This window comes from Variovorax boronicumulans (genome assembly GCF_009811375.1).
Taxonomy (GTDB): domain Bacteria; phylum Pseudomonadota; class Gammaproteobacteria; order Burkholderiales; family Burkholderiaceae_C; genus Variovorax; species Variovorax boronicumulans.
Genome location: NZ_BKDH01000001.1, coordinates 1 through 14,126, shown reverse-complemented (window position 1 = coordinate 14,126; position 14,126 = coordinate 1). Strand labels below are relative to the sequence as shown.

Genomic DNA, 14,126 nt, shown 5'->3' with positions numbered 1-14,126 from the left:
TCAGAACGTCACGTTCGCCGACAGCCAGATCGTGCGTCCGGCCGGCGTGGTGCCCGCCACCGAGGCACCGCCCTGGAAGTACTCGTTGACCCAGGCCGAGGTGCCCGCCAGGTTCACCTGCTGGAACTTGCGGAAGTCCTTGTTGAACAGGTTGTTGATGTTGGCGTTCAGGCGCACGTTCTTCGACACCTGGTAGGAGCCACCGAGGTGGAACAGGTGGTACGCCTTGATGTCGCCCACCGCGCGGTAGATCGCCAGGTTGTTGCCCGTGAGCCGCGCCGGGTCGCCGGTGAAGCGCGGGCTCTTGCCGCGGTACTCGCCGCGCAGCCAGAAGCGCCACTTGGCGTCGGGGTTCCAGTCGAGCTGCGCGTGCAGCAGGTGGCGCGCGGTGTCGGCCAGCTTGCCGTTCTTCACGCCGCCTTCGATCACTTCGCTGTCGGTCCAGGTGTAGCCCGCCTTCAGGCCCCAGGCCTTGGTGAGCTGCACGCGGCTGCTCAGCTCCATGCCCCAGGTCTTGGCCTGGTCGACGTTGACCGAGTAGTTGGCGGTCGGGTCGACCACGCAGCTGGAGATGCGCGCCACGCTGCAGTCGCCGCCGCTGGCGATCTTGTCCTTCACCTTGTTGTGAAACAGGGTCGCCGAGGCGGTCAGGCCCTTCTGGTTGTTGAACAGCGCCGACAGCTCGGTGCTGGTGCTGGTCTCGGGCTTGAGGTTCGGGTTGCCGATGTTGAGCGTGGCGCCCTGGCCGCTCACGCCGCTGATGCCGTCGATCAGCTGGTTCAGGCGCGGCGCGCGAAAGCCCTTGCTCACGCCGCCCTTGAAGGTCCACTGCGGCGTGGCGTCCCAGACCAGGTAGCCGCGCGGGCTCACGTGGCCGCCGAAGGCGCTGTGGTGGTCGTAGCGACCGCCCAGCGTGGCGGTGAGGCCGGGCGCGAGGCGCCATTCGTCTTCGGCGAACAGCGCCCACATGGTCTGGCTCTGCGAGCGGGGCAGCAGGCCGTCGACCAGCTTGGCGTCCCACCACTGGCCGCCGACGGTGAGCACGTGGGCATCGCCCACGGGCGCGACGAGCTTGCTGTCGAGCACGAGGTTGGTGGTCTTGAGTTCGCGCGCGCGGCCGCGGTCGGCTTCGTTCAGCCAGTACACGGTGCGGCGGGCCGCGGCATTGCGCGGGATGGCGCCGCCGGGAATCGTGCGGCCGACGGTCTCGGTGGTGGTGTGCATCAGGCTGCTTTCCACGGTGCCGAAGCCCAGGCGCCCGGTGTGGCCGATGGCGACCTGGTCGCGGTTGAAGCGCAACGCGTCCAGGTAGCCCGGCGGGTTGTTGCCGGTGCGGTTGGGCGCGGCGGCGTCGCGCGTGCCCAGGCGGCCGTCTTCGTTGTCGTACCAGCTGCGGCCCGATTCCACGTCGAGCCAGATGTCGTGCTGGCGGTTGGGCGTGAGCATCAGGCGCCCGCCCACGCTGTGCTGGCGGCTCTCGGCGGGCGCGGGGTTGCGGGCCGTCGCGGGTTGCGCCTGGCCGGGGGCCAGCACCCAGTCGGCGGCTTCGCGGCGGTAGATGTTGCCGCGCAGGGTCAGGCCCAGCAGGTCGGTGGCGACGGGGCCGCTCAGGTAGACGCTGGAGCGCGTCTGCGAACCCCACTCGCTGTCCTGCGGGATGCCGGTTTCCATCGTGACCTGACCGCCCCATTCGCGCGCCACCTTGCGCGTGATGATGTTGACCACGCCGCCCATGGCGTCGGAGCCATACAGCGTCGACATCGGGCCGCGGATGACCTCGATGCGCTCGATGGCCGCCAGCGGCGGCATGAAGCTGGTGTGCGCGGCGCCGAAGCCGTTGGGCGTCACGTCGCCGGCCACGTTCTGGCGGCGGCCGTCGATGAGGATCAGCGTGTAGTCGCTGGGCATGCCGCGGATCGAGATGTCCAGGCCCCCGGTCTTGCCGGTCGAGCCGCCCACGTCGATGCCTTCGACGTTCTGCAGCGCCTCGGCCAAGTCGCGGAACTGGCGCGTTTCCAACTCCTGGCGCGTGATCACCGAAATGGACGCGGGCGCGTCCTTGAGTTCCTGCTCAAAACCGGTCGCGCTGACGACGACCTCGCGCAGTTGTTGTTCAGCGGGCGTCTGGGCGAACAGGGCGGGAGAAAAAAGAGATGCGGCGGCCAGCGCCAGCACCGACGGACGCGGCCGACGGCCGCAACGCGAAAACAACATGCAAAAACTCCACGGGAAACGGCAGGAAAAACAGGGCCGCTCTCGGGATGCGTTGTTGTTGCGTACCAACTGATCAGCATCAATTCTATTGAGAATGAAAACAAATATTATTTGCATCCAGAACCATCGAAGGGACATTGCGAGAGGCCGGTGGCGCTTCGTGTAGGCCCTGCTTCCGGCCACCCAGACAAACCCCATGTCAGCCGAAAGTTCATCTTGAATTCGGGGGCGGATACGTCATCTGGCGAATGGCAGCCCGCGAAGGGCGCTGTTACTCTGGAACAAGAAAAAAGAGAGGTCCGCCATGCTCACCATTCTTCAGAAAGCCGTGATCCTCGGGAAGGCCGGCGTCGACGTCCCGGCCCGTCCGCTCGACGACCTGTCGACGCCGATGGCCACCGGCTCGCCGGTGAAGGCGGAAGGCGTGTCGCAGAAGGCCCACGAATGGGCGCGGGCGGTCGAGACCCTGTACGTCAGCTACGTTGCGGCGCGCGCCGCGAAGAGCCTGCGCGACGCCGAAGAGGCGCGGCAGTCGGCCATGCTGCGGCAACTGTCGGCCGCGGTGCAGGCCTGAGCACCATGGGACTGTTCGATTTCCTGAAGAAGAAAAAGCAGCCGGAAGTGGACATGCCGTCGACGCTCGAGGCCGGCATGGCCTCGCAGGCGGAAGACTTCATCGGCGCTTTTTCGCAACCCGGCGCGCCCATCGACAGCGCGGCGCTCGACTACTCCGAAGCCTCGCTGGTCCTGGTCGATCAGGTGCTCGAAGACTTCTTCCAGCAGCAGGCGCCCTTGCCCGACGACCTGCACTTCCTGGCGTCGGCCTACGTGTTCGAAACCGCACGCCGCGAGTTCGGCGGACGCTACCTGCGCGGCGACGACGACAACCCCTTCGTCCTCGTGATCGGCCCCGACAGCGCACAGGTCGGCGTCTGCGCCATGGCCAAGGTGCGCGGGCGCGCCGTCAACGGCCCGGAAGACAGCCTCGCGTTCTTCTACGCCGGCATCGCGCCCGTGGTGCAACGCGGCGTGAGCGCCACGCTGGTCTGACACAGCGGCAGCAGCGGGCGCCTCACGGCCCGCTGCCGCCCCCTGCCACCTCCCCTTCAATCGAACTGCGTGGCAACCTGCCGCTGCGTGCCCAACCCTTCGATGCCCAGCGTGACGACATCGCCGCGCTTGAGGTAGACCGGCGGCTTGAACCCCATGCCCACGCCGGGCGGGGTTCCGGTGGAAATGATGTCCCCCGGGCGCAGGCTCATGAACTGCGAGAGGTACGCGATCAGGTAGCGCACGCCGTAGACCATGGTGGCCGTGGAGCCGCTCTGGCGCCGCACGCCGTTGACCTCCAGCCACATGTCCAACTGCTGCGGGTCGGGCACTTCATCGGGTGTCACGAGCCAGGGGCCGATCGGTCCGAAGGTGTCGGCCGACTTGCCCTTGGTCCACTGGCCCTGGCGCTCGGTTTGAAACGCGCGCTCCGACACGTCGTTGATCAGGCAGTAGCCCGCAACGTGGTCCATCGCGTCCGCTTCGCTGACGTACTTCGCGGTCTTGCCGATCACCACGCCCAGCTCCACCTCCCAATCGGTCTTGGTGGAACCACGCGGAATCTCGAGCACGTCGTTCGGTCCGCCGATCGCCGAGGTGGCCTTCAGGAAAACGATGGGCTCGGGCGGCACCGTGGCGCCTGTCTCGGCCGCGTGGTCCGAGTAGTTGAGCCCGATGCAGATGAACTTGCCCGAGCCGGCCACGCAGGCGCCGATGCGCGGGGCGCCTTCCACCAGTGGAAGGCTCTGCGGGTCCAGCGCGGCGAGGCGCGCCAGGCCGGCGGGCAACAGCACCTCGTGTGCGATGTCATTCACGTGCATGGAGAGGTCGCGCAAGCGGCCTTCTGCGTCGAGCATCGCCGGCTTTTCCTGGCCGACGGCCCCGTAACGCAACAGCTTCATTCGTCATTCCTTGGTGGTTGATTGGCTGGCTATCTGGCGGCGCTGCCGCGCGCCTTGCCGAGCTCGGAGAACAGTTCCTGGGTCAGCGCCGGATCGATCTGCCTGACATGCTTGTCCGTGACCGGCGCGAGCTTCTCGCGCAGGCGTTCGCGTTCGGCGGCGGGGAACTCGGTCAGCACCATGCCCTGGCCCTTCAGGAACTCGGCGGCCCTGGCGTTGACATCACGGTTGGCGGCGCGCTGGAAGGGCTGCGTCTCCCGGGCCGCATCGAGAAGGATCTTGCGTTCGTCTTCCGACAGCTGCTCCCAGCGCTTCTTGCTGAACAGCAGCACGACAGGGTTGAACACGTGCCGCGTGTTGGAGCCGTACTTCTGGATCTCGTAGTACTTCGAGGCTTCCACCAGCGAGTACGGATTTTCCTGGCCGTCGACGGCCTTCTGCTCCAGCGCGGTGTAGACCTCTGGCAGCGGCAGCGGCGACGGGTTGGCGCCCAGCGCGCGGAAGGCATCGATCATCACGGGGATCTGCATCACGCGCAGCTTCAGGCCCTGCAGGTCTTCCATCTTCGCCACCGGCCGCCGGCTGTTGGTGACGTTGCGAAAGCCGTGCTCGAAGTACGTGAGGCCGATCAGCCCCTTCTCGGGCAGCTTGTCCAGCAGCTTGCGGCCGACCGGACCATCGAGCACGAAGTCGGCTTCCTTCTCGTTGTTGAACAGGAACGGCAGGTCGAACAGCGAGAACTCCCGGGCCATGCCCGAGAGCAGGCCCGGGATCGCCATCGTCATTTCCACCGTGCCGCCCTGCAGCGAGGCGATGACCGAGGCATCGCCGCCCAGCACGCCCGAAGGAAAGAGCTTCACCTTCATCTTGCCGCCGCTCTTCTTCTCGACGATCTCCGAGAAGCGCTGCGCCCCCATGCCCTGCGGATGCTCCTTCTGGTTCACGAAGGCGAACTTGAAGGTGCGCTCCTGGATGTTCTGCGCAGCGGCGAGGCCGGCCGCCAGGAACGCGCTCAGGACGAGGCAGGTGGCGGCCAGGCGATGCGGCAATTTCTTGGGCATGGGCATCTCGGTGAGAAGGTGTGGCGACCCGCGTGCGATCAGACCGCGACGCGTTCGAACTGGACGCTGCGGCAGTCCATCTCGTACTCGAGATCGACCACGGGCGGGCGGTTGTAGTGCCAGGTCAGCCCGTGCCGCGCGGCACCGCGCTTGACGATCTCGTCGGCGATGAAGGGGTGGATGTCGTGCACCGTGTACAGCTGCGAGCCCGTGGTGCTGGCCCAGGTGAAGCCCAGCGATGCCAGGCGGCGTTCCATTTCGTCGAGCACCCACTGCGCCTTCTTCAGGATGGCGGGCGGCGAGGTGTCGCCCAGGCGCACGGCATGGTCGCGGTAGTGCCCCTTGCCTTCCGGCGCTTCGGCGCTGCCCGCCACCACGAACGACGCCGCCGCCTCGGCGTCGGGCACGGTGTAGCTGAAGGCATGGAACGAGGGCTCCGACGGCGGCGACAGCGCGGGGCACACGTTGCTTCGCGCCACCGGATTCAGGTCGCCGATGAAGATGCCCCACTCCTTCAAAGTGCCCACGTAGAGGTTGTTGAACTCGACGAAGCCCTGTTCAGTGAACGGTGCCGGGGACCGCAGTTCGCACGCGCAGAAGGCGGCCAGCGGACGCGAGGCCTCCTCCAGGATTTCCTTGATGCGCGCAAAGCCCTGCTTCAGGGGCAGGGGCTCCAGGAAGCGCACGCGCTCGATGCGAAACCCAGGTTCGGCGGCCACGCCAGCCGAGTACTGCTGGACGCCCGGAATGAACCGATAGCCGCCTGGGAGGGAGAGTTGGAGTGCCGACACGTGATTTCCTTTTTGGAGAGAGCGAGAGAAAAAGAGAGAGAACGGGCAGAAGAGCTCAGGGGATCTGACTCCAGCGCTGGTTGGCCCCGCCATGGCAGGCGTAGGTGGACAGCGCCGTGCCCTGCGTGGTGGTCGAGCCGGGCACATCCAGGCACGCACCCGAAGACACCCGGTTGCGCAGCGTCGCCCCGACCACGCTCCACTGCGTGGCCATGCCCGCCGTGCACGCCAGCTGCACCAGCGGGCCGCCGCCGGCGTTGGTGTTGCCCTGCGCCAGGCACAGGCCACTGTGCTTCGCGACGAACTGGGTGTAGCCGCCGCTGCTGTTGACGGTGAAGGTCTCGTTGGCGCCGTTGCCGCAGGCCCACTGCACCACCGTGGCGCCGCTGGCCGTCGAGCCGCCCGACACGTTGACGCACAGGTTGTTGACCTCCGAGCGGATGCGCGTGTCGATCGCCGGTGCGGTGTCGAACGACTTCACGTACTCGCCCAGCGCCAGCAGGTCGGCCGCCGGCAGGCCCGAGGCATTGCCGTGGCCGCCCGCGAGCACGTCCTGCAGCGTGGCCTTCTGGCCGTTGTGGAAGAAGCTCGGGTTGCTCCAGGTGCCGTAGAGCGTCGGGGTGTCAAAGCCCACGCCGGCCAGCGGCTGGTTGCTGCCCTTGCCCGACGAGAGCTGGATCGTGCCCACGTCGTGCCGCAGCCCGTCGCGCAGGCTGCCGGCCGTGTGGCAGGTCGCGCACTGGGCCGTGTTGAACACGGTCTGTCCACGCACCGCGTCCACGCTGAGGTTGCCGTCCGCCGCGCGGGCCGGGCTGCGCATGTACTTGTTCAGCGAGTTCAGATAGGCCGCGAGATCGTCGAGCTGCGCGTTGCGGCCGGCCTTCGGCACGCCGAGCGGGTCGCCCGTGGCCGAGAAGTCGGCGTTCGTCAGGAAGCCCGTGCCGCCGAACTCGTTGCGGATGTCGTGCTCGAAGTCCTGCACCTCGTCGAAGTTGGCCGTCCAGTGCAGCTTGCCGTGGCCCGTGCCGCGACGGCCCTGCAGGCTGATGGTGCGGCGCAGGCCCTCGCCGCGCTGGGTGAAGTCCCACACCATGCCGTCGTCGCTGCCATCGGCATGGCAGCTCGCGCAGGACATGTAGTTGTTCATGCTCATGCGCCGGTCCGACGCGTTGTAGAACACCTGCTTGCCGCGCAGTGCCGCGGCCGCCATCGGCTCCTGCGCGACCGTGGTGATGTTCTGCAGGAAGGCCGGGGCCGCCGACTCCGAGGACAGCACCTGCGCCACGTCGTGCACCGACACCGAGCGCGCCAGGAAGTTGTTGACGTACAGCCGCTTGCGCGCCGCATCGAGGTACAGGCCGTGCGGCGCGCTGCTGGCGTTGATCTCGCCGCGCACCGAACGGTTGTAGGCATCGACGATGGCGATGCGGTTGCCTTCCATCTGGGCCACGAAGATGTAGTCGCCGGCCGGCGAGTACAGCGCGGCGCGCGCGGGGGCGCGGTCGTTGAAGTCGAGCTGTTCGCTGAACATTTCCGCGGCCGTCTGCAGGTTCACTTGCGACAGGATGGAGCGCACGGTCTTGTCGTGCTCCAGCGGCAGGCCGTCGCGGAAGGTGCCGCGCACGATGTTGTCCTTCTTCGAAGGCAGCAGCGCACGCGCGCCGTCGGGCGAGATCACCACCTGGCTCAGGTAGTTGGGCACGCCGCGCGAGGCGGCCTCGGTGTCGACCGTGGTCGTGTCGACCGCCAGTGCGATGGTGGTGGCGGCGCTGAAGCTCTGCAGGTTCACCTTGTGCAGTTGCCCGCCCGTCATCTTCGATTTGAAGCGCGTCACGTAGGCCGATTGCGAACCCGCATCGACCGCGATGCCGCGCACGCTGCCTTCCAGGGCGAGCGTGCCGGTGGCGGCGCCGGTGGTCGGGTCGAAGCTGACCAGGGCCGACTTGCTCTCGAGCGTCAGCAGGCCCTTGGTGCCATTGGGCGTGAAGACGACACCGTACGGACCACTGCCATAGGCCAGCGGCACCGTCGTCGACAGCGTGCCGTCGGCGGCGTTGAGCGCCACCAGCTTGTCCTCGCCCTGCACCGTGACCCAGATGCGGCCGTCGGGGCCCACGGCCAGCGTCTTGGGCTCATCGCCCACGCGCACTTCCCAGCGCTTGGCGAAGGTCTGCGCGTCGATGGCGGCCACCGTGCCGCTGTCGGGGTTCACCGAATACACCGCGTTCGCATCGCCCGCGATGTTGGTCGTGTGCGTCGGCGCCGCCGCCGTGACGGGTGCGATCACCGTGAGGTTGTAGGTGTAGAAGGTCTCCTGGCCGTTCGCGGCCTTCACCGTCAGCGTCACGGTGTAGTGGCCGGGGCTGCTGTAGGTGTGCGTGACGCCGGGTTGCGAGGCGTACGCGCTCTGCGTGCCGTCGCCGAAGTTCCAGCGGAACTGCGCACCGGTGGCACCCAGCGTGGCCGGGTTGAAGTTCAGCTGGCCGTTGACGATCTTCGGTGCGCCCACGATGCTGGGATCGCCGATCACGGCCTGCGCCCGCAGCGCCGCCACGTCGGTGTCGCCGAGCACGCGGCCGTACACGCGCACCTCGGCCAGCGTGCCCTTGAAGAGTGCGGCGTTGCCCTGGATCTGCCCCAGCAGCTGGAACTTGGTCGACAGGCCCTTGGTGCCGGTGGGGCCGGTCGAGGTGGTCTTCACGCCGTCCACGTACACCGCCTGCGCGCCCGAGGCCGCGTCGCGCGTGAGCACGACGTGGTGCCAGTTGCCGTCGTTCACGGCGCTTTGCGAGCGCGTGCCTGCGTGGTCGCCCACCGACAGCTTGATGTTGCCGGTGCTGTCGAGCCAGCCCCAGAACACGTCGTCGACGCCCGGCGACTGGTCGCGCCCGAAGATGCCGGGCGCGGTCCACGAGTTCGCACCGCCGGCCTGCGTGGTCTTCATGTAGAAGCTCAGCGAGGCGGTGCCGCCCAGCGTGGTGGACACGCTGTCGTTCTTCAGTTGCACGCCCGTGGTGCGGTTCGCGAAGTTCAGGCCGATGCTCTCGAACGCGTCGCCGGTGGCGGGCGTGCCGTTGTTGGCGCTGATCTGGTCACCGAGGTTGCCGGTCAGCGCCCAGTGGTGCATCAGGTTGATGTCGTTGGCGTTGCCGGTGTTGAAAGTGGAGCGGTAGTCGGCCGCGATGGCGTTGCCCGCATAGTCCTTCAGGCCGTTGGCGGGCAGGAACACCTCGTAGGCGGTGCCCGGCTGCAGCGGCTGCGCGGGGTGAAAGTTGACGATGCCCAGCTGCACGCTGTAGGTGCCCGCGAGCGTGTTGCCGCCGACCGGGCGCACGATGAAGGTGTTGGCGTTCACGCTCTCCGGGCGGATGCTGTCGGTCATGCCCAGGCCGATGCGCGAGGTGAGGGCCTGCTGCTTCGCACCGTTCACGGGCGAGACCTGCTTCACTTCGGGCTTGGTGGTGTCGGGGTCCACCGCATGCACGATGAAGCCGCTGCCCGAGCCGTGGTCGTTGCCGACGTAGATCAGGTTGCCGAACGGCGACACCTGGCCATGGTCGGAGCTCGAGAAATCGGGATGCGTCGTTGCGAACAGTCCGCCGCGCCCGACTTCGACGTGGTTGAGCGGGTTGCTCACATCGACCTTGTGGATGTAGTTCTGCGCGCCCTGGAACACGAAGTTGTCCTGCGTGCTGCAGTACAGCTGCTGGTTGATCACCAGCCGGTTGTCCTCGGCCACGAAGCGCGAGCGGTCGCTCAGGTCGTAGCCGTACATCTTGCCGCCGCTCTCCTGCGCCGAGGCGTAGACCTTCTTGCCGTCGAAGCAGGTGGAGTAGTAGCTGGCGGTGGACCCGGAGACGGTGTCGAGCACCTTGGGATTCAGCGGGTCCGAGATGTCCAGGCTGGCGAAGCCGCTGGTGTTGGTCATGGACGTCAGCACCATGTGGTTGCCCATGGTGAAGATCGGCCCCACGCGAAAGCCGCCGAGCTCGCCCGTCGGTATCGGGTTGGGCTTGCCGGCGCCACGGTTCGCGAGCACTGCGTTCGCGGGGTCTGCGGCGTCGATGACGAACACGCCCTGCTCCGCCGCCGCCACGTACAGGTAGGGCGCCTGCCACCACAGCTGCCAGCTCACGTTGTTGTAGTCGCCCTTGTTGACGTTGGGCAGCACCAGCTTCTTCACTTGCTTGACGTCGTTGATGTCGGTGAAGTCCCAGAACTCCACGCCGAAGACGCTGGGCACGGCGACGTACTGCTTGCCGCCGATGCTGGCGATGCCGATGGAATGCGGCTCCCTCAGTTCCTTGGTACGGCCGTCCGGCTCGTAGATGCGCTTGACGAGCCGCAGGTTGCGCGGATCGGAGACGTCGTAGAGCAGGAAGCCACCGGGGCCCAGGCCGCCGTCGGGCGTGAACGTCGTCAGGAAGTAGCCGTTGATCATGAGGCCCACGTTCTGGCCGTAGTGGTACTTGGTGTACCCGGCGGTGGGGTGCGTCACACTGCCCCCGGGGATCTTCGGCACGTCGGCGCCGGTGCCGGCTCCGACGCCGGTGTCGACCTCCTCCTTGATCATCGAGATGGGCTTGAACAGCTCGGCCTGCGTGTAAGTCAGGTTGCCCAGCCCGGGGCCCTGCAGCGGCAAGGGATCGGCCACCAGCTCAGCGGCCGCGGAGGCCATGCTGGTGGCAGCCTTCTTGATCGTGTCGAGGGGGTTCACCCCCGTGATCGCCGCATGCGTCAGCAACGCACAGCCGAACAGAAAACCTACCGCAAGAACTTTCTTGGTGCTCATTTTCATCCTCGCAAATTCGATCGGACGCCATCTTTCGGTGGGAAAAGATTCGACCGGAATCTAGCAGCGGATGCGTGCGCGAACGGCATTGAATTTCGAAGGGAGAGTTCGAATATTTAGATCATTGCTCAGGGTAAATGGTGATGTTTTGGCATAGGTTGTGCTTCAAAGTTCGGGCCTGAAAAAAGTGAATTCATTGCCCACCGATCGCCCATGAAGGAACACCCCATGTCTCACGCCGGTCTTGTTGTCCAGCGCCTGCCTCGTCTGTCCAAGCGCAGCCTGCTGGGCGCTTCGCTGCTCGCGATGCTGTGTGCCGCACTGCCTCACCCCAGCGCCCACGCGCAGGGCCCGCGCAACTTCGCCACGCTGGCGATGGTGGCCGAGCCGCAGACGCTCGACCCGATGGCCTCCACGGCCGACCTGGTCGGAACCATCATGCAGCACGTGTACGAGACGCTGTACACCTTCGATGCCAAGTGGAACGTGGTGCCGATGCTGGCCGAGGGCATGCCCAAGATCTCGGCCGACGGCAAGACCTACGCCATCACGCTGCGCAAGGGCGTGGCGCTGCACAACGGGCGCGATCTCACGGCCGACGACGTGGTCGCCAGCCTGCAGCGCTGGATGGACCAGTCGCCGCGCGGCAAGGCCGTGGGCAAGGAAATCGAGAGCCTCAAGGCCAAGGGTCCGCTGGGCGTGGAGATCGTGCTGAAGGCGCCGTATGCGCCGCTGCTCTCGCAGCTCGCGCTGCCCAGCAATGGCACCGCCGCGATGATGGCCAAGGAATCGATGGCCTCGCCGCTGAAGGACTTCGTCGGCACCGGCCCCTACAAGTTCAAGGAACGCCGTCCCGACCAGTTCGTGCTGCTCACGCGCTTCGACAAGTACGCCGCGCGCAAGGAGCCCGCGAGCGGCTACGGCGGCAAGCGCGAAGCGGTCATCGAAGAGCTGCGCTTCGTTCCCGTGCCCAACGCCAGCACGCGCGTCGAAGGTGCGCTGGCCGGCCAGTACGACTTCGCCGACCTGCTGCCGGTGGAAGCGCTGCCGCGCCTGGAGAAGGCCGGCGGCAAGACGCTGCCGATCATCACGCCTGCCTTCGGTTTTCCGCTGGTGGTCTTCAATACCAAGGAAGGCCCGCTCGCCAGCCAGGCCGTGCGCCAGGCCCTGCAGACGGCGATGGGCCAGGGAGAAATGCTCGCGGCCGGCTTCGGCGACACGCGCTTCTTCATCGCGGAAGCGAACCACTTCCCCAAGAGTTCGCCGTTCTACTCGGCGGCCGGCGCCGACCAGTACAACCAGCGCAACGCCACCAAGGCGAAGGACGCCGCCGCCAAGGCCGGCTACAAGGGCGAGCCGATCCGCGTGCTCACCAGCCGCCAGTACGACTTCCACTACAACATGTCGCTCCTGATGGCCGAGCAGCTCAAGCGCGCCGGCTTCAAGGTCGACCTCAACGTCGTCGACTGGGCCACGCTCACCCAGCGCCGCAACGACCCGCGGCTGTGGGAAATCTTCATCACCCATTCGGGGCTGTTCCCCGAGCCGATGCTGTCGCCACCGCAACTGGGCGACGGTGCACCAGGCTGGTGGGACTCGCCTGCCAAGAAGGCCTCGCTCAGCGCCTTCAACACCGAGAGCGATCCTGCCAAGCGCGGCGCGTTGTGGGGCAAGGTGCAGCAGGTGGTGTACGACGAGGTGCCGTACATCAGCGTCGGCAAGTTCAACGCCCTCTCGGCCAAGAGCCCCGCGCTGGACAACTACCAACCCACGAACTGGCCGTTCTTCTGGAATGTGAAGATCAAGTAGGAGGCGCACTTGTTCCGTTTCATTGCCTCGCGCTTCGCCGGCATGCTCATCGTGCTGGCGCTGGTGGCCGTGCTGGTCTTCGTGCTCACGCGCGCCGCCTCGGGCGACCCCATCTCCGTGCTGCTGGGCGACCAGGCCACCGCCGCCGACATCGCCCGCGTGCAGAAGGACTACGGCCTGGACAAGCCCCTGCCCGTGCAGTTCGGCTACTGGCTGCGCGAAGTGCTGCAGGGCAACCTGGGCACCTCGATCTTCCTGCAGCGCCCGGTCACGCAGGCGCTGTGGGAGCGCGCCGAGCCCACCACCTTGCTCGCGCTGCTGGCGGTGGCCATCGCCGCGCTCATCGGCGTGCCCTGCGGCATCGTCTCGGCGGTGTTCCGCGGCCGCGTGGTCGACCAGTTCTTCACCGGCATCGCGATGCTGGGCGCCAGCATCCCCAGCTTCTGGCTGGGCATCGTGCTGATCCAGATCTTCGCGGTGTCCTTCGGGTGGTTCCCGGTCTCGGGCTACGGCGCGCCCGATGCGCCCTTCGCCGAGCGGCTGCACGCGCTGGTGCTGCCGGCCACCGTGCTGGGCCTGCTGAACTCCGCACTCATCATCCGCTTCACGCGCGCCTCGATGCTCGACGTGCTGGGCGAAGACTACGTGCGCACCGCACGCTCCAAAGGTCTGAGCGAGAAGGTCGTCGTCTTGAAGCACGCGCTGCGCAATGCGCTCGTGCCCATCGTCACGGTGATCGGCCTCACCGTCGCGCTGATGATCGGCGGCGCCGTCATCACCGAGACCGTGTTCGGCCTGCCCGGTGTGGGCAATTTGGTGGTCAACGCCGTGCTGCGGCGCGACTACCCGGTCATTCAAGGTGCACTGCTCGTGATTGCCGCGATCTACGTGCTCATCAATTTCTCGATCGACCTGCTGTATGCGGTGGTCGATCCGCGCGTGAAGGTCTGAACGATGCGCATGCCTCGAATGCTCCGCCAGCTGATGCACCGCCGCATCGTGATGGTGTCCGCCCTGGTGCTGCTGGTGATTGCCATCATGGCCATCGGCGCGCCGCTGGTCGCCTCGGCCGACCCCAACGACACCGCCGTGCTGCAGCGGCTGAAGGCCCCCAGCGCCGAACACCTGCTCGGAACCGACGAACTCGGGCGCGACATGTATTCGCGCATCGTGCATGGCGCACGCTACTCGCTGGCCATCGCGGCACTCACGGCCCTGGGTGCCGTCATCGCCGGCACGGTGCTGGGTTTGATGGCAGGCTTCTTCCGCCGCCTCGACGCACCGCTGATGCGTGTGGTCGACGCCATGATGTCCTTCCCCGACATCCTGCTGGCCATCGCGCTGGTGGCCATCCTCGGGCCGTCGCTGATGAACACCGTCCTCGCGCTGGTGCTGGTCTATACGCCGCGTGTCGCACGGGTGGTGCGGGCCTCGACGCTGGTCGTGCGCGAACTGCTGTTCGTCGAAGCCGTACGGGCCCTGGGCGTGCGCACCTCTCGCATCCTGT

Annotated in this window: 10 protein-coding genes; 5 read left to right on the top strand and 5 right to left on the bottom strand. The window is 67.0% G+C overall.

Annotation, left to right across the window (positions count from 1 at the left end):
• Complete coding sequence (locus VHAB30_RS00050; protein ID WP_159275400.1) at positions 1-2,214, bottom strand: TonB-dependent receptor domain-containing protein; 2,214 nt, start codon at positions 2,212-2,214, stop codon at positions 1-3.
• Positions 2,215-2,518: 304 nt separating this feature from the next.
• On the opposite strand from VHAB30_RS00050, the gene VHAB30_RS00045 reads away from it, so the two are divergent.
• Positions 2,519-2,788 (top strand): hypothetical protein, encoded by a 270-nt coding sequence (locus tag VHAB30_RS00045; protein WP_070061928.1) that lies wholly within the window; start codon positions 2,519-2,521, stop codon positions 2,786-2,788.
• Between the two features lie 5 nt (positions 2,789-2,793).
• Positions 2,794-3,264, top strand: coding sequence for a hypothetical protein (locus tag VHAB30_RS00040; protein WP_062479847.1), 471 nt, complete (start codon positions 2,794-2,796; stop codon positions 3,262-3,264).
• Positions 3,265-3,320: 56 nt separating this feature from the next.
• On the opposite strand, the gene VHAB30_RS00035 is transcribed toward VHAB30_RS00040, so the two are convergent.
• The 4 genes from VHAB30_RS00035 to VHAB30_RS00020 are packed head-to-tail and all read right to left on the bottom strand — an operon-like array spanning position 3,321 to position 10,810.
• Positions 3,321-4,166: a fumarylacetoacetate hydrolase family protein gene (locus VHAB30_RS00035; protein WP_159275399.1), complete on the bottom strand. Its 846-nt coding sequence runs from the start codon at positions 4,164-4,166 to the stop codon at positions 3,321-3,323.
• Between the two features lie 29 nt (positions 4,167-4,195).
• Positions 4,196-5,227 carry a TRAP transporter substrate-binding protein gene (locus VHAB30_RS00030; RefSeq protein ID WP_159275398.1) on the bottom strand — a complete coding sequence of 344 codons (1,032 nt, stop codon included), beginning with the start codon at positions 5,225-5,227 and terminating at the stop codon, positions 4,196-4,198.
• A gap of 38 nt (positions 5,228-5,265) precedes the next feature.
• Positions 5,266-6,018: a 2-amino-5-chloromuconate deaminase CnbZ gene (gene cnbZ, locus VHAB30_RS00025; RefSeq protein WP_159275397.1), complete on the bottom strand. Its 753-nt coding sequence runs from the start codon at positions 6,016-6,018 to the stop codon at positions 5,266-5,268.
• 55 nt (positions 6,019-6,073) lie between these two features.
• On the bottom strand, positions 6,074-10,810 hold the full coding sequence (locus VHAB30_RS00020) for an RICIN domain-containing protein (RefSeq protein ID WP_390903967.1): 4,737 nt from the start codon (positions 10,808-10,810) through the stop codon (positions 6,074-6,076).
• A gap of 228 nt (positions 10,811-11,038) precedes the next feature.
• On the opposite strand from VHAB30_RS00020, the gene VHAB30_RS00015 reads away from it, so the two are divergent.
• From VHAB30_RS00015 to VHAB30_RS00005, 3 genes are all read left to right on the top strand, one after another.
• A complete protein-coding gene (locus VHAB30_RS00015; protein WP_159275395.1) occupies positions 11,039-12,619 on the top strand; it encodes an ABC transporter substrate-binding protein in 1,581 nt (526 codons plus the stop codon).
• A 9-nt stretch (positions 12,620-12,628) separates the two neighbouring features.
• A complete protein-coding gene (locus VHAB30_RS00010; protein WP_095746728.1) occupies positions 12,629-13,570 on the top strand; it encodes an ABC transporter permease in 942 nt (313 codons plus the stop codon).
• Between the two features lie 3 nt (positions 13,571-13,573).
• Positions 13,574-14,126: ABC transporter permease (locus VHAB30_RS00005; RefSeq protein ID WP_159275394.1), on the top strand; the 553-nt coding region annotated here is incomplete at its 3' end.

Coding starts and splice junctions, on each gene's coding strand:
- VHAB30_RS00040 (WP_062479847.1), top strand. CDS start 2,794: ATGGGACTGTTCGATTTCCTGAAGAAGAAAAAGCAGCCGGAAGTGGAC.
- VHAB30_RS00030 (WP_159275398.1), bottom strand. CDS start 5,227: ATGCCCAAGAAATTGCCGCATCGCCTGGCCGCCACCTGCCTCGTCCTG.
- VHAB30_RS00050 (WP_159275400.1), bottom strand. CDS start 2,214: ATGTTGTTTTCGCGTTGCGGCCGTCGGCCGCGTCCGTCGGTGCTGGCG.
- VHAB30_RS00020 (WP_390903967.1), bottom strand. CDS start 10,810: ATGAGCACCAAGAAAGTTCTTGCGGTAGGTTTTCTGTTCGGCTGTGCG.
- VHAB30_RS00015 (WP_159275395.1), top strand. CDS start 11,039: ATGTCTCACGCCGGTCTTGTTGTCCAGCGCCTGCCTCGTCTGTCCAAG.
- VHAB30_RS00045 (WP_070061928.1), top strand. CDS start 2,519: ATGCTCACCATTCTTCAGAAAGCCGTGATCCTCGGGAAGGCCGGCGTC.
- VHAB30_RS00035 (WP_159275399.1), bottom strand. CDS start 4,166: ATGAAGCTGTTGCGTTACGGGGCCGTCGGCCAGGAAAAGCCGGCGATG.